Here is a 22,454-nt window from a genome sequence, read left to right as displayed (position 1 = left end):
CACTGATTACCGCCCGACCGCCGGGAAGGTTGCGCGCGTGTCCGGCAAAGAGTCGGCAATGCGGCGCAATGTCGGTCCCGTGCAACGCCTCCGGGTGACCTCCCGCACGCCTGCGCGGGAACGCCCGGGCTACCGCCCGGTGGTGATCCGGACCGCGTCCGCTTCCGTGTCGGAGTCCGCGGACCCCTTGCCGTCCAACGGCCGCCACTGGCTGTCGGTGTGCCCGGCGATCCACTCCCGGCCCGCGTAGGACACACTCCGTATGTGCAGCTCGGAGGCGTTGGCCACGGCCCAGTGGGCCAGCTGCCAGCCTCGCGCCGCGACGTCCCGCCGGTCGCCGGAGACGGTGGTGACCGGCAGCGTCACGGTGCCCTCGCCGGATTCCGCTTCCGGGCTGGGCGCGTCCGGCGAGGAGGACCGCACCTTGGCGTCGTCCACCTCGGCGCCCGCCGGCTCCAGCACGTCGCGCCCGAAGTCCCGGGCCAGCGCGGCCCGTACCGCGTCCGCGCCCTTCGCCCGGGTCGCCGCGGGGCGGCCGTCGCAGGTCAGCGTCGCGCCCGAGCGGCCGGTGAGGGCGGCGGCCAGCAGCGCCGCGTCCGGCTCGTGCTTGGCGTACGCCTGCGGGAAACCGCTGCGCTGCACCTTCTGCGCGGCCACGGTCAGCGGCAGCCGCGTGTAGCCGGGCACCTCCTCCAGGTGCTCGTAGAACTTCTCCGCCGCGTACGCCGGGTCCATGATCTGCCGCGGTGTGCCCCAGCCCTGCGAGGGACGCTGCTGGAACAGGCCCAGCGAGTCACGGTCGCCGTAGTCGATGTTGCGCAGCGCCGACTCCTGCAGGGCGGTCGCCAGCGCGATCGTCACGGCCCGCTCGGGCAGGTCGCGCGCGGTGCCCACGGCGGTGATCGTCGCCGCGTTCACCGCCTGCTCGGGCGTGAACTCGTACGTCGCCCCGTCGCCCTCGCCGGACACGACCTCGCAGCCCGGGCCGCCCGTGCCTCCGGTGACGTACTGCACCACCAGGTAACCGGCGACCGCCGACAGCACCGCGAAGGCCGCGCCGCAGCGGAGCAGACGGCCACGGCGCTTGCGCTTGAGAGGGGGAGACTGCTCTGGCACGCGTACAAGGTACTGGAGAGTACGTTCACGCGGGAGCCGGGTGTGGACAGTGGGCCGGGGGTCCCGCGCTAGGGTCGACGGCATGGCCGACACCCCGCTTGACCTCACGCTGGACGCCGCGCGCCTCACCGCGCAGCTCGTCGACTTCCCCTCCGAGAGCGGCACCGAGAAGCCGCTCGCGGACGCGATCGAGGCGGCGCTGCGCGCGCTGCCGCACCTGACGGTCGACCGGCACGGCAACAACGTCGTGGCCCGCACCCGGCTGGGCCGCCCAGAGCGGGTGATCCTCGCCGGCCACATCGACACGGTCCCGATCGCGGACAACGTCCCCTCGCGCCTCGACGAGGACGGCGTCCTGTGGGGCTGCGGCACCTGCGACATGAAGGCGGGCGTCGCCGTCCAGCTGCGCATCGCGGCCACCGTCCCCGAGCCCAACCGCGACCTCACCTTCGTCTTCTACGACAACGAGGAGGTCGCCGCCGACCTCAACGGGCTGGGGCACGTCGCCGAGGCGCACCCCGACTGGCTGGAGGGCGACTTCGCGGTACTGCTCGAACCCTCCGACGGGCAGGTCGAGGGCGGCTGCCAGGGCACCCTGCGGGTGCTGCTGAAGACCTCCGGCGAGCGCGCCCACTCCGCGCGCGGCTGGATGGGCTCCAACGCCATCCACGCCGCCGCCCCGATCCTGGAGCGCCTGGCCTCCTACCAGCCCCGGTGGCCGGTCATCGACGGCCTGGAGTACCGCGAGGGCCTCAACGCGGTCGGCATCTCCGGAGGCGTCGCCGGCAACGTCATCCCCGACGAGTGCGTCGTCACCGTGAACTTCCGCTACGCCCCCGACCGCAGCGAGGAGGAGGCCCTGGCGCACGTCAGGGAGGTCTTCGCGGACTGCGGCGTGACCGAGTTCGTGGTCGACGACCACAGCGGCGCGGCCCTGCCCGGCCTGTCCCACCCGGCCGCGGCGGCCTTCATCGAGGCGGTGGGCGGCACCCCGCAGCCCAAGTACGGCTGGACCGACGTCTCCCGCTTCTCCGCGCTCGGCGTCCCCGCCGTGAACTACGGCCCCGGCAACCCCCACCTGGCCCACAGGAGGGACGAGCGCGTCGAGACCGCCAAGATCCTCGCGGGCGAGGAGCGGCTCCGGTCCTGGCTGACCGTCTGACACCCGTACGGGCGGCGTCGCGTTTGGAACGCTGGCGCGTGGACATGCTGACGTCCCCCGCACGTAACCCGCGTAGATCTACGCTGAGGCGGTACGACCTGGCAATCGGAGGGAGCGCACATGGCTACGGGCAACCCTGAGGGGAAGCGGCGGCCGCCGGAGGAGAAGCGTCTGGGACCGGTCCTCCGACGGCGCGGTCAGGTGCAGTCCAGCACCACCGACCAGCGGCTGCTCGACGAGCGCGCGCCGAGCGACTGGGTGCACACCGACCCCTGGCGGGTGCTGCGCATCCAGTCGGAGTTCATCGAGGGCTTCGGCACCCTGGCCGAACTCCCGCCCGCGATCAGCGTCTTCGGCTCCGCCCGCACCCCCGCGGACTCGCCCGAGTACGAGGCCGGGGTGCGGCTCGGCCGGGGCCTGGTCGAGGCGGGCTTCGCCGTCATCACCGGCGGCGGCCCGGGCGCCATGGAGGCGGCCAACAAGGGCGCGCTGGAGGCCGACGGCGTCTCGGTCGGCCTCGGCATCGAGCTGCCCTTCGAGCAGGGCCTCAACCGGTACGTCGACATCGGCCTGAACTTCCGGTACTTCTTCGTCCGGAAGATGATGTTCGTCAAGTACGCGCAGGGCTTCGTGGTCCTGCCCGGCGGCCTCGGCACGCTCGACGAGCTCTTCGAGGCGCTCACCCTGGTGCAGACCCAGAAGGTGACCCAGTTCCCCATCGTGCTGTTCGGCACGGAGTACTGGGGCGGCCTCGTCGACTGGCTCCGCAAGACGGTGATCGGCCAGGGCAAGGCGGCCGAGAAGGACCTGCTGCTGTTCCACGTCACGGACGACGTGGACGAGGCGGTGGCCCTGGTCTCCAAGGAAGCGGGCCGCTGACGCCCCAGGACCCCCAGGGGCGGGCGGGGGCGACGGCCCCGCCGCCCCCGCGGCGTCCCGTCCGGCCCTACGCCAGCCCGCGCCGCGCCACCGCAGGCTCCCGGTCCCCGGCGATCGACGACACCATGTCCAGCACCTGACGCGTCTCGGCGACCTCGTGCACCCGGTACACCTGGGCGCCCAGCCACGCCGACACCGCCGTCGTCGCGAGCGTCCCCACCACCCGCTCCTTCACCGGGCGGTCCAGCGTCTCGCCGACGAAGTCCTTGTTGGACAGCGACACCAGCACCGGCCACCCGGTCGCCACCATCTCCCCGAGCCGCCGGGTCGCCTCCAGGCTGTGCCGGGTGTTCTTCCCGAAGTCGTGCCCCGGGTCGATCATCACCGACTCCCGCGGCACCCCCAGCGACACCGCCCGCTCGGCCAGCCCCACGGTCACGTCGAGGATGTCCGCCATCACGTCGTCGTACGTCACCCGGTGCGGCCGGGTCCGGGGCTGCGCCCCGCCCGCGTGGGTGCACACCAGCCCCGCGCCGTACCGCGCGGCCACCTCGGCCAGGCGCGGGTCCACCCCGCCCCACGCGTCGTTCAGCACGTCCGCGCCCGCCTCGCAGGCGGCCTCGCCGACCTCGTGCCGCCAGGTGTCCACGCTGATCACCACGTCCGGGAAGCGGCGGCGCACCTCGGCCACGAAACCGACCGTCCGGCGTGCCTCCTCCTCGGCCGAGACCTCCTCGCCGGGCCCCGCCTTCACCCCTCCTATGTCGACGATCGCGGCGCCCTCGGCCACCGCCTGTTCCACGCGCGCGAGCGCCGGCCCGTCGCGGAAGGTGGCGCCCTGGTCGTAGAAGGAGTCCGGGGTCCGGTTCACGATCGCCATGATCACCCGCTCGTGCGGTGCGAATTCCCGCCTGCCCAGCCTGAGCATCCCCTGGAACCTCTCCTCGTCCGGCCGTCCGGGCCGCCTCCGTCCGCCCGGCGGCCCCGGGTGTCAGACTCGCATGACACGATCGGAGCCACACATCCGACTCCGACTCATCCGACCGTGGGGGCCCCGGCGATGGTTATGTTCCTGTTCCTGGTCGTCGCGCTGGCCGTCGTGGTGGCCGCGGTGACCCTCGCCGTGGTGGGCGGCGGCGACAACGCCCCGCTGCCCGAGGCGGAGCCGGAGCGGCTCCAGGACTCCCTGCCGCCGGACCGCCCGGTCAGCCGCGCGGACGTCGACCGCCTGCGCTTCCCCCTCGCCGCCCGCGGCTACCGCATGGCGGACGTGGACGACGCCCTCGGCCGCCTCGCCGCCGAACTCGCCGAGCGGGACGCGCGGATCGCCGACCTGGAGTCCGCGCTGGCCGGCGCCCGCGCCGCCGCGGCGCACCTGTCGGCGGACAAGCCCGCCCCGCACCCGGAGGACGATCAGCGGTGAGCGACACCGTGGGCGGACAGCCGGTTGGCCCCGACGGCCTGCCCCGCTGCCCCTGGGCGCTGTCCGCCCCGGACTACCTCGCCTACCACGACGAGGAGTGGGGCCGCCCGGTGCACGGCGACGACGCCCTCTTCGAGCGCCTCAGCCTGGAGGCGTTCCAGTCCGGGCTGTCGTGGATCACGATCCTGCGCCGCCGCCCCGGCTTCCGCGCCGCCTTCGCCGGCTTCGAGATCGCCAGGGTCGCGGAGTTCACCGACACCGACCGCGAGCGCCTGCTCGCCGACACCGGCATCATCCGCAACCGCGCGAAGATCGACGCGACCCTCGCCAACGCACGCGTGCTGGCCCGGTGGGCGCCCGGCGACCTGGACGCCCTGATCTGGTCCCACGCCCCCGACCCGGCGGACCGCCCGGCGCCGAAGACCCTCGCCGACGTCCCCGCGGTCACACCCGGGTCGACGGCGCTGTCCAAGGCCCTGAAGAAGCGCGGCCTGCGCTTCGTCGGCCCCACCACGGCGTACGCCCTGATGCAGGCCTGCGGACTGGTGAACGACCACCTGGAGGCATGCGCGGCGAGAAGCGCCCCTCGAGGGGCGCGGGGGACTGCGCGCTCGGCCACGAAGAAGAACCCGCGGTCCCCGACGGCGCCGTAGCCCCGGACTCAACGGCCCAGGTACGTCGGCTTCTCCTTGTTCACGAACGCCTGCACCGCGATCGCGTGGTCCTCCGACGAGCCCGCCCGGGTCTGCAGCTCGTCCTCCTTCTCCAGCGTCTCCTCCAGCGAGTGGCTCATCCCGTACGCCACCGACTCCTTGAGCGCCGCGTACGCCACCGTCGGACCCTGGGCCAGCGCGCGGGCCACCTTCTCGGCCTCCGCGCGCAGCTCGCCGGCTGGCACCAGCCGGTTGGCGATGCCCAGCTCGTACGCCTCCTGCGCGGAGATGTTCCGCGGGAAGAGCAGCAGGTCGGTGGCGCGGCCCGGGCCGATCACCCGCGGCAGCGTCCAGGAGATGCCGGAGTCGGCGGTCAGCGCGACACCGGCGAACGAGGTGTTGAACGCCGCCGTCTCCGCGACGATCCGGTAGTCCGCGGCCAGCGCGAACCCGAAACCGGCGCCCGCCGCCACGCCGTTCACCGCCGCCACCACCGGCTTCGGCGCGCCGGCGATGGCCTTCACGATGGGGTTGTAGTGCTCGCGCACCGTGCTCATGGTCCGCCCCGAACCGTCCTCCCGGTCGGCGGCCAGCAGCCCGATGTGCTCCTTGAGGTCCTGCCCGACGCAGAACGCCCGCTCCCCGGCCGCGGTCAGCAGCACCGCCCGTACGGCGTCGTCGTCCGCGGCGGACCGGACCGCGTCCCGGAGGGCGGCCTTCGCCGCGACGTTCAGCGCGTTCATCGCCTCGGGGCGGTTCAGCGTGATCGTCGCGAGTCCGTCGCCCACCTCGTAGAGCACGGTGTCGGCCATGGTCGTATCCCTCCGTGTGCGGCTCGGGACGTACTGGTGAGTACATCCTCTTCCGGAGGACAGCATGACCCAGTTCACGAGCCCCGGCGGACGGCCTCGGTGTGACCTGCGTCAAACGATCGTGCCGGGTTTCCGGTGCCCGGAGGTCGGCGGGGGAGCGCAGTATCGCAGTCACATCGCCGAATTGAGTGGTTTTGCTCATGTGCGTTGCCCAAGCGATGCCTGCTGATGTTGGTCATCGGGTCCCGCCATGCGGGATAATGGCCTGGAAGCAATGTGTTCGATGCCGGTGGCGTGTGTCCTGCTTCAAGGACCGCAGGTGCCCTTCAGTGGGCCGTCGGCTCAGACGGTTTAGCTGGGTTTCAGGAAGGGGAACGAGCATGGCGGCCATGAAGCCGCGGACGGGTGATGGCCCGCTCGAGGTGACCAAGGAGGGGCGGGGCATCGTCATGCGCGTTCCGCTCGAAGGCGGCGGTCGGCTCGTCGTCGAGCTGACCCCGGACGAGGCCGACGCGCTCGGCGACGCCCTCAAGAAGGTCGTCGGCTGACGCGCAAGCGACCATACCCTTTCAGCCGCCCCGGCGCCGCACGCGGTGCCGGGGCGGCTGTTTCGCGCATGCGTCGGGGGCAGCGGGTGTCAGCGGCACGCCGTGCGACGGTTCGTCACCGTTTCACGGCACACAGCAGCCCGTCCCCCACGGGCAGGAGCGAGGACACCAGCTCCTGGCTCTCGCGAACGGTCCGCACCAGTTCCCGCAGCCGCAGCACCTCCGTCGGCTGGGGGCCGGAGTCCACGGTGCGCCCGTTCGCGAAGACGCCTTCGAAGGCGACCAGGCCTCCAGGGCGCAGAAGGCGCAGCGATTCGGCGAGATAGTCCTGGTACTCCTGCCGGTCGCCGTCGCAGAAGACCAGGTCGTAGCCCGAGTCCGCGAGGCGCGGCAGCACGTCCAGCGCCGGGCCGGGGATGAAACGGGCCCGGTTGCCGGCGAAACCGGCCTCACGGAAGGCCTGCCGGGCCGACTGCTGGTGCTCCGGATCCTGGTCGACCGTGGTCAGCACCCCGTCCGGGCGCATGCCGTGCAGCAGATGGATCCCCGACACGCCGCAGCCGGTGCCGATCTCCGCGACCGCCTTGGCGTCCACGCTGGCGGCGAGCAACCGCAGGGCCGCGCCCGTGCCGGGCGACACCGAGCGCAGGCCTGCCTCGCGAGCCCGGCCGCGAGCCCGGTGCAGCGCCTCGTCCTCGGCGACATAGGCGTCGGCGAACGCCCAGCTCGTCTGCCGGTTGGCGGTAATGACCCTCTCCTGTCCCCGTGGTTGCCTGGGCGTGACTGTATCCGTTGGCGCCGGGAACCCGCAGATGGGACCAGTCGTTCAAAGAGACAGGAGAGAGGTGCGCGCCGGGAAGGGGGGCGGGGAGTGGACGCGGACGCCGAGCAAGTGCAGGCGCAGTCGTACGAGCCGTGGCAGCGCAGATCAAATTCTCGTAAAACCGCTTATCCGGAGCTAACGGGCGAGGTGGCTATGGTAGGGGCTCCACTGGACACCACCAGAGCCGACAGGGGAGGTGCGGCTGCGCCTGTGGATCGTGCAGGAGGGCTGCGGCGCTTCCTCGGGTCGGCGGGCAGGCCGAAATCCGTGAACAACACCGCTGCTGACCATGACCGCGCCGGCGACCCGGCCCAGACCGCGACCTTCTCCGGCGACGCGGACGGGCAGGCGTGGACTCCCCCCACCTGGGAGGAGATCGTCAGCACGCACAGCGGCCGGGTCTACCGGCTCGCCTACCGGCTCACGGGCAACCAGCACGACGCCGAGGACCTCACGCAGGAGGTCTTCGTCCGTGTCTTCCGCTCCCTGTCGACGTACACGCCCGGCACCTTCGAGGGCTGGCTGCACCGCATCACCACCAACCTCTTCCTGGACATGGTCCGCCGCAAGCAGCGCATCCGCTTCGACGCGCTCGGCGACGACGCGGCCGAGCGGCTGGCCAGCAAGGAGCCCACGCCGCAGCAGGTCTTCAACGACGCGCACTTCGACGCCGACGTCCAGCAGGCCCTCGACACGCTCGCCCCGGAGTTCCGCGCCGCCGTCGTGCTGTGCGACATCGAGGGGCTGTCGTACGAGGAGATCGCGGCCACCCTGGGCGTCAAGCTCGGCACCGTCCGGTCCCGCATCCACCGCGGCCGTTCCCAGCTGCGCAAGGCCCTCGCGCACCGTTCGCCCAAGGCGCGCGCGGACCGTCCCTCCTTCGTGTCGCGTGTCCCCGCACTGGGGGGAGGGGGCGCGAGCGCGTGAGCAGTTCACTGCCGAAGTCTTCCGAGGGCCGCCTCGCGGAGCATCATCTGGGAGACCGGCTCGCCGCCCTGGTGGACGGAGAGCTCGGTCATGACGCGCGTGAGCGCGTACTGGCGCACGTCGCCACCTGCGCCAAGTGCAAGACGGAGGTGGACGAGCAGCGCCGCCTGAAGAACGTCTTCGCGGCGGCCGCCCCGCCGCCGCCCTCCGAGAGCCTCCTGGCGCGCCTGCAAGGGCTGCCCGCCGGGGGAGGGCTCGGCGACGGCGGGTCCCCGCTGGGCGGCTCCGCGCTGCCGGGCGGCTCCTCCGCCGGCGTCTTCGGGGCCCGGCGGAGCGAGCGCTTCGAATTCGCCTACGCGCCCGTGCGGCGCCACCAGCCCGCGGCCGCCGCGGCGGACCTCACCGGCCGGCACCACGCCGACCGGCCGTCCTCGCGCGGTCTGCGTCTCGCGTTCGTCGCCGCGGGCGCGGTGTCGCTGGCCGCGATCGCCCTCGGCGGCGTCTCCACCGTCGCCCCCGCCGACGTGGAGACGCGCGGCCAGGGCAAGGGGAGCAACGTGACACCGATGCGCACGCAGGGCGCGGGCGCCGCCACCACGCCGGACTCCCGGCGCCGGGGTGTCGGCCCGCTGCTCGGACAGATGGCGGGCGGCCAGAGCGGACTGGGAGCGGCTCCCGTCGTCCCCACCGGCGTCGCCGCCCCGCTGCTGCCCGGCATCCCGGCGCCCCCGCACATACGGCCGCTGAACGCGACCCCGCCGCTCGGACTGGGCGCGTGGGCGGCGGCGGCCGGACTGAAGACGCCCGGCCTGGTCACCGCCGCGCCGTCACCGGTCCCCTCGCCCACGCACAGCTCGCAGGCGGCCCGCTGACCGGGCCCCTGCGCGGGGGCGCGCGAACCTGATTAGATTCCGGGTGGCGCGCCCAGGCCCTCCGCGGCCGGGCGCCGAGCCGGGCTCCACCGCACGGGCGGACCGGAGCACGGTGCCGACGATCCGTGCCGGTCCAGCCGTGGGGAGAGCATGAACGAGGGGAAGCCGGGCACACCGGGGGAGTCCGAAGGGCCCGACGGCGACTTCGAACTCGCCCGCCCGAAGCCCGTGCGGTCTCCCCGCACGGGCCCGGACGGCGACTACGAACTGGACCGGCCTCTCGACACGGCGCCCGCCCCGGCACCGGAGGGCGGGACGCCTGACGGCGCCGCGGACACCGGGTGGGGGTCCGTGCCGGCGCCGAGCGCGGAGGTCCCCGCGTCGGGTTCCGCCGGCTCCGTGCCCGCGCCGGTCGCCGAGACCCCCGCGCCCGACTCCACCGGCACCGTGCCCGCCCACGGCGTCCAAGGCGTCGCCCCGCCCGCCGGCGAGCAGCCGAGGCCCCTCCACGACCCCGACCCCTACAGCACCCCGCCCTACGGGGAGCCCGGCCCCTGGGCGCCCGCGCCGCCGGTGCAGCATCCGGCGGCCACCCCCGCGCACGGCGTGCCCGTGGGCGCGGCTCCCACGGCACCGGAGACGGCCCCCGCCGCCCAGGACGCCCCCGCGGCCGACCCCTGGGCGCGGTACGACCCCTGGGCGGTCGCGGCGAGCGCCCCGCCGCAGCAGGCCGGCCCCGCCGACGGGGACGCCAACCGGCGCCGGGGCCGCCGTAGGCGCACACTGATCGGCGCCGCCGTGCTCATCGCGCTCGTGTCCGGCATCGCCGGAGGCGTCGTCGGCGTCCAGTTGGAGCGGAACGGCGGCATCGGCGCCGTGGAGCTGCCGCAGGCCGGTGTGGAGGCGCCCGACCGGGACCCCGACAGCGTCGCCGGGATCGCCGCGCAGGCGCTGCCCAGCGTCGTCACCCTGCACGTCAGCGGCGGCGGCAGGGCCGGTACCGGCACCGGCTTCGTGCTGGACGACCGGGGCCACATCCTCACCAACGACCACGTCGTCGAGCCCGCCGGAGCCGACGGCGACATCACCGTCACCTTCCACAGCGGCGACACCGCCGAGGCGGCCGTCGTCGGCCGGGACAGCGGATACGACCTCGCCGTCGTACGGGTCAAGGGCGTGCGCGGGCTCACCCCGCTGCCGCTCGGCAACTCGGACAACGTGCAGGTCGGCGACCCCGTCGTCGCCATCGGCGCCCCCTTCGACCTGGCCGGCACCGTCACCTCCGGCATCATCAGCGCCCGCGAGCGGCCCATCACCGCCGGCGGCGAGAAGGGCGACGGCAGCGACGTGTCGTACGTCGACGCCCTGCAGACCGACGCGCCGATCAACCCCGGCAACTCCGGCGGCCCGCTGCTCGACGGCAAGGGCCGGGTGGTCGGCATCAACTCGGCCATCCGCTCCGCCGACGGCGGTCTGGACCCGGAGGGCGGGTCCGGCTCCATAGGGCTGGGCTTCGCCATCCCGATCAACCAGGGCAAGCGGGTCGCCGAGGAGCTGATCGAGACCGGCAAGGCCACCCACCCGGTGATCGGCATCACCCTCGACATGGACTACAGCGGCGACGGCGCCCGTGTCGCGACCGAGGGCAGCGACGGCGGACCCCCGGTCAGCACCGGCGGTCCCGGCGCCGAGGCGGGCATCCGGCCCGGCGACGTCATCACCGAGGTCGACGGCCGCCCCGTGCGCTCCGGCGAGGAACTGATCGTCAGGACCCGCGCCCACCGCCCCGGCGACCGGCTGGAGCTGACCCTGGAGCGGAACGGCGAGGAACGCACGGTGTCCCTGGTGCTCGGCTCCTCGGACGGCGACTGACGCGGACGGCGACTGACGCGGACGGCGGCCGGGAGGACATCGCGGGACGCCGGGACGGTACCGGTCGTACGGGAGGTCCGGGTACCGTGGACCCGGCCCGGACCACGGAAGGCGACCGACCGGCACCGAGGGCCGAGGACCGAAGGCATCGCGAGGAGCTTCAGGTGTTCAATGACATAGGACCGCTCGAGCTGGTGACGCTCATCGTCCTCGCCGTGCTCATCTTCGGTCCGGAGAAGCTCCCCAAGGTCATCCAGGACGTGAGCCGCACGATCCGCAAGATCCGGGACTTCTCGGAGAGCGCCAAGCAGGACATCCGGCAGGAACTGGGCCCGGAGTTCAAGGACTTCGAGTTCGAGGACCTCAACCCCAAGACGTACATCCGCAAGCAGCTGGACAACGACGACCTGGGGCTGAAGGAGATCCGCAACGGCTTCGACCTGAAGAAGGAGATGGCCGAGGTCGCGGACGCCGTCCACGGGCGCGACGCCGACCCGTCCTCCTCGTCCGCTCCCTCCGGCGGACGTGTGGACATGACGAAGAAGCCCGAGAGGCCGGCGGCCGACGACCGCCCGCCCTTCGACATGGACGCCACCTGACCGGTCCCGTGGGCCTGCGCCCGCGCGTACGTGACGCGTTTCATACTCCACCCGGGCTGCGGACGGCCCGATCGGGGCGTCCGGACGCCCTACGCGCCGGGCGGTTTCCCTGCCCGTGGCGGCAGGGTGGTTATGCTGCCGAGTTGTTGTGCGGAACGGACGAGTACGCCCGAAAGGGGGGCGGGCCGCCCGGTCCGACGAGAGCGAGGAGGCGTCCGGGCACATGGAGACGACGAGTTCGGCAGTCGCACAGGCGCCGGCCGCGGAGGACGGACAACCAGTCCCCTCCGCCCGGCGTACGGTCGACGGCTACCTGCGTGCGCCCTTCCCGTGGTACGGCCTCGACGAGGCCTTCACGGGGGCGCGCTGGCTGATGCAGGTCGGCCTGTCGGCCGACGGGGCCGTGGAGCACGGATCGGTCGGACACGGTGACGAGCCGTCCGTCCGCAGCGAGTTCGCGGCCGGGGGCGACCAGGACGCCAAGGAGAAGTTCGCGGTCGTGGTGACCGTGGCCGCCAACCCGGTCCGTCGCAGCGCCGACGGCACGGGCCTGCTGGAGGCCACCTCGGTCTCCTCCGCCGCCTGGCTCGCCGGCGTGGGGCTGCTGTCCTTCACCTGGCCCGGCCAGATGGACCACTCCCTGCGCGACGACTGGCTGGAGCAGCAGACGGAGACCGCCTGGGTGCTCGCCGACGACCTGGAGGGCGAGGACTGGTCGACGCTGTCCCTGCCGGTGGACGGCGTGCCGACGCCGTTCCACTACCGGGAGTCCGAGTACGGCTGGGTGCTCGCCGGTTCCACCCGGGCCGGCGTCCACATCGGCGCGTACGGCCGGGGAATGAGCGCGTACGGGCTGGGCTTCGCCGCGGTGGAGGACATCGCCGCGTACGAGGGCTGAGCGAGCTCGCACAGCCGCTCGAGAACGCCGGAGGGCGCCCGTCCGCAGCGGACGGGCGCCCTCCGGCGTGTGCACGGGTCTCAGAACTTGTTGCGCGGGGTGATCCCCAGGGACATGCCCGACAGGCCGCGCTGCCGGCCGCCCAGCTTGCCCGCGATGGAACGCAGCGCCGAGCCCGCCGGGGAGTCCGGATCGGACAGCACCACCGGCTTGCCCTCGTCGCCGCCCTCGCGCAGCCGTACGTCGATCGGGATGGCGCCCAGCACCGGGACGTTCGCGCCGGTGGTGCGGGTCAGGCCGTCGGCGACGGTCTGGCCGCCGCCGGTGCCGAACACGTCGACCATCTCGCCGCAGTGCGGGCAGGGCAGCCCCGACATGTTCTCGACCACGCCGACGATCTTCTGGTGCGTCTGCACGGCGATGGAACCCGCGCGCTCGGCCACCTCGGCCGCGGCCTGCTGCGGGGTCGTGACGACCAGGATCTCCGCGTTCGGCACGAGCTGCGCGACCGAGATCGCGATGTCGCCGGTGCCGGGCGGCAGGTCGAGCAGCAGCACGTCCAGGTCGCCCCAGTACACGTCCGCCAGGAACTGCTGGAGCGCGCGGTGCAGCATCGGGCCGCGCCACACCACGGGTGCGTTGCCCGGGGTGAACATGCCGATGGAGATGACCTTCACGCCGTGCGCCGACGGCGGCATGATCATGTTCTCGACCTGGGTGGGACGCCCGTCGGCGCCCAGCATGCGCGGCACCGAGTGGCCGTAGATGTCGGCGTCCACGACACCGACCTTCAGGCCGTCGGCCGCCATCGCCGCCGCCAGGTTCACCGTCACCGAGGACTTGCCGACGCCGCCCTTGCCGGACGCCACCGCGTAGACCCGGGTGAGACTGCCCGGCTTGGCGAAGGGCACCTCGCGCTCGGTCTGGCCGCCGCGCAGGGCGCTCGCCAGCTCCTTGCGCTGCTCGTCGCTCATGACGTCCAGCGTCACGTCGACCCGGGTCACGCCCTCGACGCGGGAGACCGCGTCCGTCACGCGCTGCGTGATGGTGTCGCGCATGGGGCAGCCGGAGACCGTCAGGTACACGGTGACCGCGACCGCACCGTCCGCACCGATCTCCACCGATTTGACCATCCCGAGTTCGGTGATGGGCCGGTTGATCTCGGGGTCGTTCACCGTCGCCAGTGCTTCGCGCACCGCGTCTTCCGTAGCCATAAGGACGATGGTACGGCTCCGGGTACACCCGCCGGTAAGGAAGTCAGCGGTCGTCTGCGTCACGTCCCGGCGGCCGTTCCGCCCGCATCGCCGGGTGTGGGCCGTGCTGCTCCTTGTGGCCGTCCTGCCGGATCTCCAGCTCCTTGACCAGGTCCTGCAGCTCCGAGCGGATCCAGTCCCGGGTGGCCACCTCGCCGAGCCCGATGCGCAGCGCGGCGACCTCACGGGTCAGGTACTCGGTGTCGGCGATCGACCGCTCGTTCTGCTTGCGGTCCTGCTCCAGGTTGACCCGGTCGCGGTCGTCCTGCCGGTTCTGCGCGAGCAGGATCAGCGGGGCCGCGTAGGAGGCCTGGAGGGACAGCGCCAGGGTCAGGAAGATGAACGGGTACTCGTCGAACCGCAGCTCCTTCGGCGCGGAGACGTTCCACAGCACCCACAGGATGATGACGACCGTCATCCAGACGATGAACCGCCCGGTGCCCAGGAAGCGGGCGATGCGCTCCGAGAGCCGTCCGAAGGCGTCCGGGTCCCACTCGGGCAGGATGCGGCGCCGAGGGGGGCGCGGCTGGTCCAGCCGGGGCGTCCGCGGCCGTCCGGCGGCCGTGGCCCCCGCCGGCAGCCGTTCGCGCGCGCCGTCGCGCTCACCCGCCATCGGGCACCTCCCCTTCCTCCAGATGGAACTCGGTCTCCCGCCAGTCGCCCGGCAGCATGTGGTCCAGCACGTCGTCCACCGTCACCGCCCCCAGCAGCGACCCCGCCTCGTCCACCACCGGGGCCGCCACCATGTCGTACGTGGCGAAGAACCCGGCGACCACGGGCAGCGACGCCTCCGGCTCCAGCGGCTGCAGGTCGTCGTCCAGCATGGAGCCGACCAGGGTGTAGGGAGGGTCGCGCAGCAGCCGCTGGAAGTGCACGGTGCCCAGGTACTTGCCCGTCGGGGTCTCCTCCGGCGGCCGGCAGACGTACACCTGCGCCGCGTGGGCCGGCGACAGGTCGGGCTCGCGGATCCGGGCGAGGGCGTCCGCGACGGTCGCGTCCGGCCGCAGGATGATCGGCTCCGTGGTCATCAGCCCGCCCGCGGTGTGCTCCTCGTACGACATCAGGCGGCGCATGTCGGCCGCGTCCGCGGGCCGCATCAGGCTCAGCAGCCGCTCCTTGTCCGCTTCCGGCAGCTCGCCCAGCAGGTCGGCCGCGTCGTCGGGGTCCATCGCCTCCAGCACGTCGGCGGCCCGCTCCTCCGCCAGCACGCCCAGGATCTCGATCTGGTCGTCCTCGGGCAGCTCCTCCAGGACGTCCGCGAGCCGGTCGTCGTCGAGGGCGGCGGCCACCTCCGCCCGCCGCTTGGGCGAGAGGTGGTGCAGCACGTTGGCGAGGTCGGCGGGGCGCAGCTGCTCGAAGGTGGCCAGCAGGTTCTCGGCGCCCTGCCCGTCCTCCTCCAGGGAGAAGCCGGTGACGGCGGACCACTCCACGGTCAGCGTCTCGCCCTTGCCGCGCCGGAACGCCCCGCCCTTCCTGCCCTTGCGCACGAAGACCCGGTCGATCTCCCACTCGCGGCGCGCCTGGAGCTGATGCACCGACAGGTCCAGGACGGTGACCTCCTCGCCGCTGTCCACCAGCGTCACCCGCCGGTCGAGCAGTTCGCCGAACACCAGCCGCTCGGTGGGCCGCTGCTCGAAGCGGCGGACGTTGAGCACGCCGGTGGTGATGACCTGGCCGGCCTGCACGGCGGTCACCCGGGTCATGGGCAGGAAGATGCGGCGCCGGGTGGGGAGTTCGACCACCAGGCCGAGCAGCCGGGGCGGACGCCGGCCGGGGCGGAGGATGACGACGAGATCGCGCACGCGCCCCACCTGGTCGCCCGCCGGGTCGAAGACGGCGACACCGGAGATGTGCGAGACGAAGAACCGGGGTGCGCCCGATGCCATTCCGGCGGCTCCTTTGCGTGCGTGCGGGGTGCTTCCCTGCCGTGTGCTGCCTGGTGCGTCCGTTATCCGGATTGCCCGCTCGGGTGAGCTTCAGGCTAGCCCGTCCCGATCGGCGGTGCGCCCGTGGCCGGTCCGGACGGACTGACTCCGTCCGGCGTCACCGGCCCCGGTACTCTGCGGTACGCCGTTCAGGTCCCCCGTCAGAGAGGCAGCCCACCTGTGATTCCGATCTCCCAGGGCCGTACCCGCAGGGCCACGCTGGCCGGCGCCGTGTGCGCGCTGCTCGTGGCGGGGACGGCGCTCACGGGGTGCTCCGAGGATCCGAACGAGGGAACGAACGGCGTCGGCAGGCTCCCCGCCGACCAGATCCAGGCCAAGGCCCAGAAGGCCGCCGCGTCCGTGGGCACCGTGCGGCTGCACGGGACGGTGGAGACCAGCGGCCGCGCCTACACGCTCGACATGCGGCTGAAGGAGCAGGGCGGCATCGGCTCGGTCACCGCCCAGGGACAGACCTTCCGGCTGCTGCGGGTCGGCCAGGAGCTCTTCCTGAAGGCCGACGCCGCGTTCTGGGGGAAGGGCAGCGGCGGCGGGGAGAACGACTCCAAGGCCGCGGACAAGCTCGCCGCGAAGTACGTCAAGGTGCCCAAGGACGACCCCTCGTACACCAAGTTCATCGGCTTCACCGACAAGAACGTGCTGCTCAGCGGTCTGCTGACGCTGCACGGGGAGCTCAGCACGGACGGTCACCACGAGCAGGGCGGCGTGCGCACCGTCCGGGTCACCGGCGACGACGGGGCCGGCGGCACCCTGGACGTCTCCCTCGAGGGCACGCCGTATCCGCTGCGGCTGGTGCGCGCCGGGGAGGCGGGCACCCTCACCTTCTCCGCCTGGGGCGCCGACTTCCCGCTGGAGAAGCCGGCCAAGGACGACACCCTCGACTACGGCAAGCAGCTCCCGACCTCTTAGACCGCGTTTCCCCGCCCTGTCGACCAAGGATGAAGCGCGGCTGCTGAGCGGGCGCGCTCACCGGCCGGCCCGGCACGAGGCGGGGACGCCGGTCACCCTGACCCGAGCCCCGGCCCTCCCGCTGATCTGCGACGCTTCCGGGCCCGGGACACGGCCGCGACCATCATCGGCGGGACGATGAGCCCCGCGGCGATCAGGCGGACCAGGCCGACAGGCCGGACCTCCTCGCGACCGGCGAGGCCGAACCAGCCGAGGGCTGTGACCGTGCCCCCGAGCAGCACGAAACCGACGGACCAGCAGCGCTGTGTCCACCGTGGTCCGCCCGACGCGACATGGGGAATCTCGTCCGGCCTGCGCCACGTGTTCCAGCCGGCCCACGCGATCAGCGGTCCCATCAGCAACGTGACCACGTCGACGACCACATCGACCACGGACTCGACCACCGCGTCCCCCTCTCTGGCTTCTCCGGCCTTTCGGCCGACCGGCTTGAGGCGGTGCCGGTGCCCCGGCCTCCATCAGGAGCGCGGGCCCGCGCCACCATGATGATCGAGCCGCTCGTCGCGCACCCCGCCGGGCCGCGGCAGCCTCGATGGCGAGAACCTGCCGGAACCCGGCAAGCATCGGGGCCGGCCGCCGTCCGACGGCCGTGGCACGGAGTGCGCATGACAGTCAAGGAGTCCTTTTCAGCGGGGCGGGGCCAGGCGAGGACGGCCATCCGGATGCGGGCGGTCGTACGGCGGACCCGCGAGCATCGGCGAGGGCCGGACGACCGGATGAGCACGTGAGGCCGGACCGGTGACAGCGCCACCGCCCAGCCGGCTCGCCCGGTTCCCGAGCCCTGGACGAGCGGCGGGTCCCCCGTCGCGACGACGGACCGCCCAACCGGAACGGATCTTCGTCCGAGCGGACGCCGGCCCCAACCCAACGGCGGGACAGCCCACTTCGGTCACGCCCTTCCTGGCAGGGCAGTGACCGTCACCACCCGGAGGCGTGCGCCGCCGCTGGAGCGCTGAACGTGTTCAGGGGGTTCCTCCGAGTGCCCCGGGCCGCTGCCGCGTCAGCCGCGCCGCTTGCGCCTGCCCGGCCGACGCGGCGGCCCGGCAGGCGCCGGCGTCCGGGTCGTCGCGGGGGTGGGCGGCGGGACCGCGGCGAGGTCGCCGTCGGGCAGCGCGGCCGTCGCGCCCGTCGGCTCCAGGCGCAGCACCCGGCACTCGCGGGCCCAGCGCTGCGGCATCGCCTCGCCGTCGGGGGCGTTGAGCCGCTTGCCCTTGAGGCCGTCGACGGCCGCCGTCCACTCCTCGGAGCCCGAGGCCAGTTCACGGACCGCGGCGGTCCAGGTGACCAGCCGGCCGCCCTTGTCCTTGCTGCGCACGGTCACCTCGGCCCGGACCCCGTCGGCGAGTCCCGTCAGGGGCTGTTCACCGGGGCCGTCGCCGACCACGCAGGCGGCGCCCTCGTGCCACACGTGCCACAGCGGACGGACCGGGACGTCGGGTCCCTCGACCCAGATGAGGCCGGACTTCTTCGTGGCCTCCTCGATGAGGGCCCGGTCGAGCAGCTCGCCTGTCATGCGCCCAGCCTATCCAGGCGCGGGGGCCCGGTTCAGAGCCAGCCGTTGCGCTTCAGCATGCGGTGGATGCCGAGACAGAGGGCGACCGTGACGCCGAGGACCACCGGGTAGCCGTACTTCCAGTGGGTCTCCGGCATGTAGTCGAAGTTCATGCCGTACACCCCGCACACCATCGTCGGCACGGCGATGATCGCGGCCCACGAGGTGATCTTGCGCATGTCCTCGTTCTGCGCCACGGACGCCTGCGCGAGGTTGGCCTGGAGGATGGAGTTCAGCAGCTCGTCGAAGCCGATGACCTGCTCCTGCACCCGGGCCACGTGGTCGGCGACGTCCCGGAAGTACTTCTGGATCTCCGGGTCGATCAGCCGCATCGGCCGCTCGCTGAGCAGCTGCATCGGGCGCAGCAGCGGCGCCACGGCCCGCTTGAACTCCAGCACCTCGCGCTTGAGCTGGTAGATCTCACCGGCGTCCGTGCCGCGCGGGGTGCCCTTGCGGCCGGGGGAGAAGACCTTGGTCTCGACCTCGTCGATGTCGTCCTGCAGGGCGTCGGCGACCGCGATGTAGCCGTCCACCACGTGGTCGGCGATGGCGTGCAGCACCGCAGAGGGGCCCTTGGCCAGCAGCTCCGGATCGTCCTGGAGGCGGTGGCGCAGGGCGCGCAGGGAGCCCTGGCCGCCGTGCCGGACGGTGATGAAGAAGTCCCGGCCGGTGAAGCACATGACCTCGCCGGTCTCCACGATCTCGCTGCTGGAGGAGACACGGTCGTGGTCGAGGTAGTGGACGGTCTTGAAGACCGTGAACAGGGAGTCGTCGTAGCGCTCCAGCTTGGGCCGCTGGTGGGCCTGGACGGCGTCCTCCACGGCCAGCGGGTGCAGCCCGAACTCGGCGGCGATTCCCGCGAATTCGGCCTCCGTGGGCTCGTGCAGGCCGATCCAGACGAAGCCTCCGTCGCGGCGCACCCGGCGCATCGCGTCCTGGGGGCCGAGCGGGCCGCCCTCGGTGTCCAGGCGGCGGCCGTCCCGGTAGACGGCGCAGTCGACGACGGCGGTGGCCGTCGCGCGCTCCCGCGTGGTCTCGTACGGGCCGCTGTCCTTGCGTAGCGAGACACGGGAGGGACGGACCACGGCGCGCAGGTCGCGGATCATCGACATGGCGGGCTCCTTCGCGAACGGGCAACGAAAGGCGCCGGGGCGACGGGTGGAACAACCCGGAATGAGGACGTCCTGGACTGCGGATGTTTGGCACGTCCACAAAGCGGGCAGCACCGCACCGTCGCGGTGGCGAGCTTCGTCGCTGACACAGCTACTGGGGCAGATCGGTCAGAACGAAACGAGTGCTCTTCCGATGAAGACGCGCGAAGCGAAAGGCGGGAGCCGAAAGGAGAACAGCTGCCTCAGCGGGCGGAAGAGCGGGTGATACTGCACGGTCGACTTCGGTCCATGCCAGCCCCACCTCCTCCGGCCGGTCCCTCGTGAGGGACGATCGTGATCCCCTGGGGGATTCCCCCGTCAACGGGGGGTGCCATACGGGCGTTCGGGCATGGAGCGGACTTCCCCAGGGCCCTGAAGGCCTGGGCGGTGCCGCTGTGGCGTGCTGCCCGAACCACCGGCCAAGCGTATCAGCCGACCGCTGTGTCAAGGCTTTGCTTTGCCCGGTACTGACGAGTTCTATGCTCGCCGCATGGCTGATGTTCTTCCTCTGGTCGAGGCCCGGCTGCGCACCGCGCTGGGCGAACCGGACGCGCGCGCGGCGGTCACCTTCCTGGGCACGGACCGCATCGAGGTGCTGCGGTTCCACGAGGGGGACATCGTGCGCTACGCGACCCTCGGCATGTCCGCGCAGCCCATGGCGGACCCCACGGCCATGATCGCGGACCCGGTCGCGGGACCCCGGGCCGAGCTGGTGCTGTCCGTGCGCGGCGGCGTCGCCGACACCGACAAGGTGCTCCGCCCGCTCGCCGTGCTCGCCGCGTCCCCGCAGGTCGAGGGGCTCGTCGTGGCGCCCGGCGCCTCGCTCGACGTGGGGGAGCCGCTGTGGCCCGGCGCCCCGTTCACCTCGGTGCTGGTCGCCGAGCCGGGCGGCCTGGTGGAGGACCTCGAACTCGACGCGCCCCTGGAGCCCGTGCGCTTCCTGCCGCTGCTGCCGATGACGCCGAACGAGGCCGCCTGGAAGCGCGTGCACGGCGCCCAGGCGCTCCAGGAGCGGTGGCTGAACCACGGCACGGACCTCAGGGACCCGTCCCGGAAGTCCGTGCCGCTGGAGTGAGGAAGCTCACCGACGCCGTTGCCGGGGCGCTCGGTTGGCGAAGACGCCGACCCCGGTGGCGTGCGGGGGCCGGAGCTCTCTCCGCCTCGGCGGTGAGCACGTCGGCCCGGTGCTTCGGCCGCGGGGACGCGGAGAGGCGCCGGCCGGAGAGGGGTGGGACGCGCACGCGGCAGACGGGCCACGCGTGCTCGATGCGCGGGGCGTCCGTCTCGGTCCGTGCGTCGCCGTTCCGCCCGGTCGGGTGATCGTCCTTGACGTGGCGCCGCGGACCTAGGACCGTGGGGCCCTATGAGGGGCGAACCCAGTTGCCCGAAGTGCGGTGGCCGGGTCAGGGCTCCCGGCCTCTTCTCGGATGCCTGGCAGTGCGCTGCGCACGGCACCGTGCACCCGCTGCAGCCCGTGATACCGCCGAGCGTCGAGGCCCTCGAAGTCGTCGTGCGCCGCACCGAGGTGCCGGTGTGGATGCCGTGGCCGCTGCCGGTGGGCTGGCTCTTCACGGGCGTGGCGTCCGCGGGCGACGACCGCAGCGGGGGCCGGGCGACGGCCGTCGCGTGCACCGGCCCCGGGCCGCTCGGCGGGATGGGCGAGCTCATCCTGGTCGCCGAGGAGCTCGGCGTCGGACTCGGCGCGCGGTACGCGGGCATCGACGGCCCGGACCCCGGGCCCTCCATGGACGTCGAGAAGCCGCCCCCGGTCAAGGTGCTGGCCGCAGGACGCCCCACCCCGCTCTGGCACGTCTCCCGCACGCCCGACGACCGCGCCGTGTTCGCGGGCGAGGCGCTCGGCCTGTGGCTGTGGGCCGTGGTGTGGCCCGAGCAGTCGGGGCTGCTGATGTACGACGAGCTGGTCCTCGCCGACCTGCGGGACGCCGGCGCCGAGGTGGAGCTGGTGCCCTGCGGCGCCCTGTCGCCGCGGCTGCTGGAGGCGTAGCCGGACGCGGCCGGTGGTGTAGGGGGCGCCTGCCGGGTTCGGGTGTGACAGGGGTGGCTGAAAATCCGGTTACCCTGGAGCGTCCCCCTCCGTCCGTCACGCTTGGAGTAACGCGTCGTGCGCATCGACCTGCACACCCACTCCACCGCGTCCGACGGCACGGACACCCCGGCCGAGCTGGTCCGCAAGGCCGCCGCGGCCGGACTCGACGTCGTCGCCCTCACCGACCACGACACCACGCGCGGCCACGCCGAGGCGCTCGCGGCGCTGCCGCAGGGCCTCACCCTGGTCACCGGCGCCGAACTCTCCTGCCGCCTCGACGGTGTCAGCATGCATCTGCTGGCCTACCTGTTCGACCCCGAGGAGCCCGCCCTGCTCGCCGAGCGCGAGCTGGTCCGCGACGACCGGGTGCCGCGCGCCAAGGGCATGATCGCCAAGCTGAACGAGCTGGGCGTGCCGGTCACCTGGGAGCAGGTCGCCCGGATCGCCGGCGACGGCTCGGTGGGCCGCCCGCACGTGGCCAGCGCGCTCGTCGAACTCGGCGTGGTGGCGAGCGTGAGCGACGCGTTCACCCCGGAGTGGCTGGCCGACGGCGGCCGGGCGTACATGCCGAAGCACGAGACCGACCCCTTCGAGGCCGTCCGGCTGGTGAAGAACGCGGGCGGCGTCGCCGTCTTCGCGCACCCGGCCGCGGTCAAGCGGGGCCGGACCGTGCCGGAGTCCGCGATCGCGGAGCTGGCCGAGGCCGGTCTCGACGGCATCGAGGTCGACCACATGGACCACGACCCCGGCACGCGCGCGCGGCTGCGCGGCCTGGCGGGCGAGCTGGGGCTGCTGGTGACCGGATCGAGCGACTACCACGGCAGCCGGAAGACCTGCGTCCTCGGCGAGTTCACCACGGACCCCGAGATCTACGGTGAGATCACGCGGCGGGCGACCGGAGCGTTCCCGGTGCCGGGGGCCGGCGGGGCGGCCTGAGCCCCGCGGGGGCCGGCGGGCC

24 protein-coding genes are annotated in these 22,454 nt (G+C 73.2%); 14 read left to right on the top strand and 10 right to left on the bottom strand.

What is annotated here, in order from left to right; translation table 11 throughout:
* Positions 1-129 precede the first annotated feature (129 nt).
* Positions 130-1,116, bottom strand: a complete 987-nt coding sequence (locus tag C1708_RS11590; RefSeq protein WP_241911223.1) for a VldE C-terminal domain-containing protein — start codon at positions 1,114-1,116, stop codon at positions 130-132.
* Between the two features lie 82 nt (positions 1,117-1,198).
* On the opposite strand from C1708_RS11590, the gene dapE reads away from it, so the two are divergent.
* Positions 1,199-2,278, top strand: coding sequence for a succinyl-diaminopimelate desuccinylase (gene dapE / locus C1708_RS11585; RefSeq protein WP_106412600.1), 1,080 nt, complete (start codon positions 1,199-1,201; stop codon positions 2,276-2,278).
* Positions 2,279-2,398: 120 nt separating this feature from the next.
* Positions 2,399-3,157, top strand: coding sequence for an LOG family protein (locus C1708_RS11580; RefSeq protein WP_106412599.1), 759 nt, complete (start codon positions 2,399-2,401; stop codon positions 3,155-3,157).
* Positions 3,158-3,224: 67 nt separating this feature from the next.
* On the opposite strand, the gene folP is transcribed toward C1708_RS11580, so the two are convergent.
* A complete protein-coding gene (gene folP / locus C1708_RS11575; RefSeq protein WP_106412598.1) occupies positions 3,225-4,085 on the bottom strand; it encodes a dihydropteroate synthase in 861 nt (286 codons plus the stop codon).
* A gap of 132 nt (positions 4,086-4,217) precedes the next feature.
* Between folP and C1708_RS11570 the strand changes: the two genes are divergently transcribed.
* Both C1708_RS11570 and C1708_RS11565 read left to right on the top strand, forming a co-directional pair.
* The gene (locus tag C1708_RS11570; RefSeq protein WP_106416254.1) at positions 4,218-4,580 is read left to right on the top strand and encodes a DivIVA domain-containing protein; all 363 of its coding nucleotides are present in this window, start codon (positions 4,218-4,220) and stop codon (positions 4,578-4,580) included.
* Complete coding sequence (locus C1708_RS11565) at positions 4,577-5,233, top strand: DNA-3-methyladenine glycosylase I (protein WP_274543351.1); 657 nt, start codon at positions 4,577-4,579, stop codon at positions 5,231-5,233. Before C1708_RS11570 ends, C1708_RS11565 begins: the two co-directional genes overlap by 4 nt.
* 8 nt (positions 5,234-5,241) lie before the next feature.
* Here C1708_RS11565 and chcB read toward each other — a convergent pair whose 3' ends face one another.
* Positions 5,242-6,045: a 2-cyclohexenylcarbonyl CoA isomerase gene (gene chcB, locus C1708_RS11560; RefSeq protein WP_106412597.1), complete on the bottom strand. Its 804-nt coding sequence runs from the start codon at positions 6,043-6,045 to the stop codon at positions 5,242-5,244.
* A 380-nt stretch (positions 6,046-6,425) separates the two neighbouring features.
* On the opposite strand from chcB, the gene C1708_RS11555 reads away from it, so the two are divergent.
* A complete protein-coding gene (locus tag C1708_RS11555) occupies positions 6,426-6,593 on the top strand; it encodes a DUF3117 domain-containing protein (protein WP_003966491.1) in 168 nt (55 codons plus the stop codon).
* 115 nt (positions 6,594-6,708) lie between these two features.
* Here the strand turns inward: C1708_RS11555 and C1708_RS11550 are convergent, their stop codons facing one another.
* Positions 6,709-7,407: an O-methyltransferase gene (locus C1708_RS11550; RefSeq protein ID WP_106412596.1), complete on the bottom strand. Its 699-nt coding sequence runs from the start codon at positions 7,405-7,407 to the stop codon at positions 6,709-6,711.
* Positions 7,408-7,683: 276 nt separating this feature from the next.
* On the opposite strand from C1708_RS11550, the gene sigE reads away from it, so the two are divergent.
* The 5 genes from sigE to C1708_RS11525 all read left to right on the top strand — a co-directional run bounded on the left by sigE (position 7,684) and on the right by C1708_RS11525 (position 12,584).
* Entirely contained in the window at positions 7,684-8,343 is a 660-nt protein-coding gene (gene sigE / locus C1708_RS11545) for an RNA polymerase sigma factor SigE (RefSeq protein ID WP_106412595.1), read from the top strand.
* Complete coding sequence (locus C1708_RS11540) at positions 8,340-9,215, top strand: anti-sigma factor family protein (RefSeq protein ID WP_106412594.1); 876 nt, start codon at positions 8,340-8,342, stop codon at positions 9,213-9,215. Before sigE ends, C1708_RS11540 begins: the two co-directional genes overlap by 4 nt.
* A 150-nt stretch (positions 9,216-9,365) precedes the next feature.
* Positions 9,366-11,087, top strand: a complete 1,722-nt coding sequence (locus tag C1708_RS11535) for a trypsin-like peptidase domain-containing protein (protein WP_106412593.1) — start codon at positions 9,366-9,368, stop codon at positions 11,085-11,087.
* 164 nt (positions 11,088-11,251) lie between these two features.
* Entirely contained in the window at positions 11,252-11,686 is a 435-nt protein-coding gene (locus C1708_RS11530) for a sec-independent translocase (protein WP_106412592.1), read from the top strand.
* A 223-nt stretch (positions 11,687-11,909) separates the two neighbouring features.
* On the top strand, positions 11,910-12,584 hold the full coding sequence (locus tag C1708_RS11525; protein WP_198602466.1) for a hypothetical protein: 675 nt from the start codon (positions 11,910-11,912) through the stop codon (positions 12,582-12,584).
* Between the two features lie 80 nt (positions 12,585-12,664).
* Here C1708_RS11525 and C1708_RS11520 read toward each other — a convergent pair whose 3' ends face one another.
* Genes C1708_RS11520 through C1708_RS11510 form a run of 3 tightly spaced genes read right to left on the bottom strand, consistent with a single transcriptional unit; the run spans position 12,665 to position 15,723 of the window.
* Positions 12,665-13,798: an Mrp/NBP35 family ATP-binding protein gene (locus C1708_RS11520; protein ID WP_106412590.1), complete on the bottom strand. Its 1,134-nt coding sequence runs from the start codon at positions 13,796-13,798 to the stop codon at positions 12,665-12,667.
* A 43-nt stretch (positions 13,799-13,841) separates the two neighbouring features.
* Positions 13,842-14,450 (bottom strand): DUF1003 domain-containing protein, encoded by a 609-nt coding sequence (locus C1708_RS11515; RefSeq protein ID WP_106412589.1) that lies wholly within the window; start codon positions 14,448-14,450, stop codon positions 13,842-13,844.
* Positions 14,440-15,723, bottom strand: a complete 1,284-nt coding sequence (locus C1708_RS11510) for a magnesium transporter MgtE N-terminal domain-containing protein (RefSeq protein ID WP_106412588.1) — start codon at positions 15,721-15,723, stop codon at positions 14,440-14,442. Before C1708_RS11510 ends, C1708_RS11515 begins: the two co-directional genes overlap by 11 nt.
* A gap of 219 nt (positions 15,724-15,942) precedes the next feature.
* Between C1708_RS11510 and C1708_RS11505 the strand changes: the two genes are divergently transcribed.
* Positions 15,943-16,689, top strand: coding sequence for a hypothetical protein (locus tag C1708_RS11505; RefSeq protein WP_106412587.1), 747 nt, complete (start codon positions 15,943-15,945; stop codon positions 16,687-16,689).
* 92 nt (positions 16,690-16,781) lie between these two features.
* Here C1708_RS11505 and C1708_RS11500 read toward each other — a convergent pair whose 3' ends face one another.
* The 3 genes from C1708_RS11500 to C1708_RS11490 all read right to left on the bottom strand — a co-directional run bounded on the left by C1708_RS11500 (position 16,782) and on the right by C1708_RS11490 (position 19,410).
* Positions 16,782-17,132: a hypothetical protein gene (locus tag C1708_RS11500; protein ID WP_106412586.1), complete on the bottom strand. Its 351-nt coding sequence runs from the start codon at positions 17,130-17,132 to the stop codon at positions 16,782-16,784.
* 614 nt (positions 17,133-17,746) lie between these two features.
* Entirely contained in the window at positions 17,747-18,259 is a 513-nt protein-coding gene (locus tag C1708_RS11495) for a hypothetical protein (RefSeq protein WP_106412585.1), read from the bottom strand.
* A 32-nt stretch (positions 18,260-18,291) separates the two neighbouring features.
* Positions 18,292-19,410: a magnesium and cobalt transport protein CorA gene (locus C1708_RS11490; protein ID WP_106412584.1), complete on the bottom strand. Its 1,119-nt coding sequence runs from the start codon at positions 19,408-19,410 to the stop codon at positions 18,292-18,294.
* Positions 19,411-19,939: 529 nt separating this feature from the next.
* On the opposite strand from C1708_RS11490, the gene C1708_RS11485 reads away from it, so the two are divergent.
* The 3 genes from C1708_RS11485 to C1708_RS11475 all read left to right on the top strand — a co-directional run bounded on the left by C1708_RS11485 (position 19,940) and on the right by C1708_RS11475 (position 22,432).
* Complete coding sequence (locus tag C1708_RS11485; RefSeq protein ID WP_106412583.1) at positions 19,940-20,524, top strand: suppressor of fused domain protein; 585 nt, start codon at positions 19,940-19,942, stop codon at positions 20,522-20,524.
* A 288-nt stretch (positions 20,525-20,812) separates the two neighbouring features.
* Positions 20,813-21,454 (top strand): DUF6758 family protein, encoded by a 642-nt coding sequence (locus tag C1708_RS11480; RefSeq protein ID WP_106412582.1) that lies wholly within the window; start codon positions 20,813-20,815, stop codon positions 21,452-21,454.
* Between the two features lie 117 nt (positions 21,455-21,571).
* Complete coding sequence (locus tag C1708_RS11475) at positions 21,572-22,432, top strand: PHP domain-containing protein (protein WP_106412581.1); 861 nt, start codon at positions 21,572-21,574, stop codon at positions 22,430-22,432.
* Positions 22,433-22,454 lie beyond the last annotated feature (22 nt).

It is taken from the genome of Streptomyces sp. DH-12 (assembly GCF_002899455.1).
Taxonomy (GTDB): domain Bacteria; phylum Actinomycetota; class Actinomycetes; order Streptomycetales; family Streptomycetaceae; genus Streptomyces.
The sequence above is the reverse complement of the archived record's forward strand: the minus strand, read 5'-3'. Positions and strand labels throughout refer to the sequence as shown.

What these genes read in the sequence shown, in the direction of transcription:
- C1708_RS11535 (WP_106412593.1), top strand. Translation starts at nt 9,366, where the DNA reads ATGAACGAGGGGAAGCCGGGCACACCGGGGGAGTCCGAAGGGCCCGAC.
- C1708_RS11570 (WP_106416254.1), top strand. Translation starts at nt 4,218, where the DNA reads ATGGTTATGTTCCTGTTCCTGGTCGTCGCGCTGGCCGTCGTGGTGGCC.
- chcB (WP_106412597.1), bottom strand. Translation starts at nt 6,045, where the DNA reads ATGGCCGACACCGTGCTCTACGAGGTGGGCGACGGACTCGCGACGATC.
- C1708_RS11520 (WP_106412590.1), bottom strand. Translation starts at nt 13,798, where the DNA reads ATGGCTACGGAAGACGCGGTGCGCGAAGCACTGGCGACGGTGAACGAC.
- folP (WP_106412598.1), bottom strand. Translation starts at nt 4,085, where the DNA reads ATGCTCAGGCTGGGCAGGCGGGAATTCGCACCGCACGAGCGGGTGATC.
- C1708_RS11490 (WP_106412584.1), bottom strand. Translation starts at nt 19,410, where the DNA reads ATGTCGATGATCCGCGACCTGCGCGCCGTGGTCCGTCCCTCCCGTGTC.
- C1708_RS11525 (WP_198602466.1), top strand. Translation starts at nt 11,910, where the DNA reads ATGGAGACGACGAGTTCGGCAGTCGCACAGGCGCCGGCCGCGGAGGAC.
- C1708_RS11515 (WP_106412589.1), bottom strand. Translation starts at nt 14,450, where the DNA reads ATGGCGGGTGAGCGCGACGGCGCGCGCGAACGGCTGCCGGCGGGGGCC.
- C1708_RS11555 (WP_003966491.1), top strand. Translation starts at nt 6,426, where the DNA reads ATGGCGGCCATGAAGCCGCGGACGGGTGATGGCCCGCTCGAGGTGACC.
- dapE (WP_106412600.1), top strand. Translation starts at nt 1,199, where the DNA reads ATGGCCGACACCCCGCTTGACCTCACGCTGGACGCCGCGCGCCTCACC.
- C1708_RS11510 (WP_106412588.1), bottom strand. Translation starts at nt 15,723, where the DNA reads ATGGCATCGGGCGCACCCCGGTTCTTCGTCTCGCACATCTCCGGTGTC.
- C1708_RS11580 (WP_106412599.1), top strand. Translation starts at nt 2,399, where the DNA reads ATGGCTACGGGCAACCCTGAGGGGAAGCGGCGGCCGCCGGAGGAGAAG.
- C1708_RS11485 (WP_106412583.1), top strand. Translation starts at nt 19,940, where the DNA reads ATGGCTGATGTTCTTCCTCTGGTCGAGGCCCGGCTGCGCACCGCGCTG.
- C1708_RS11480 (WP_106412582.1), top strand. Translation starts at nt 20,813, where the DNA reads ATGAGGGGCGAACCCAGTTGCCCGAAGTGCGGTGGCCGGGTCAGGGCT.
- C1708_RS11495 (WP_106412585.1), bottom strand. Translation starts at nt 18,259, where the DNA reads ATGACAGGCGAGCTGCTCGACCGGGCCCTCATCGAGGAGGCCACGAAG.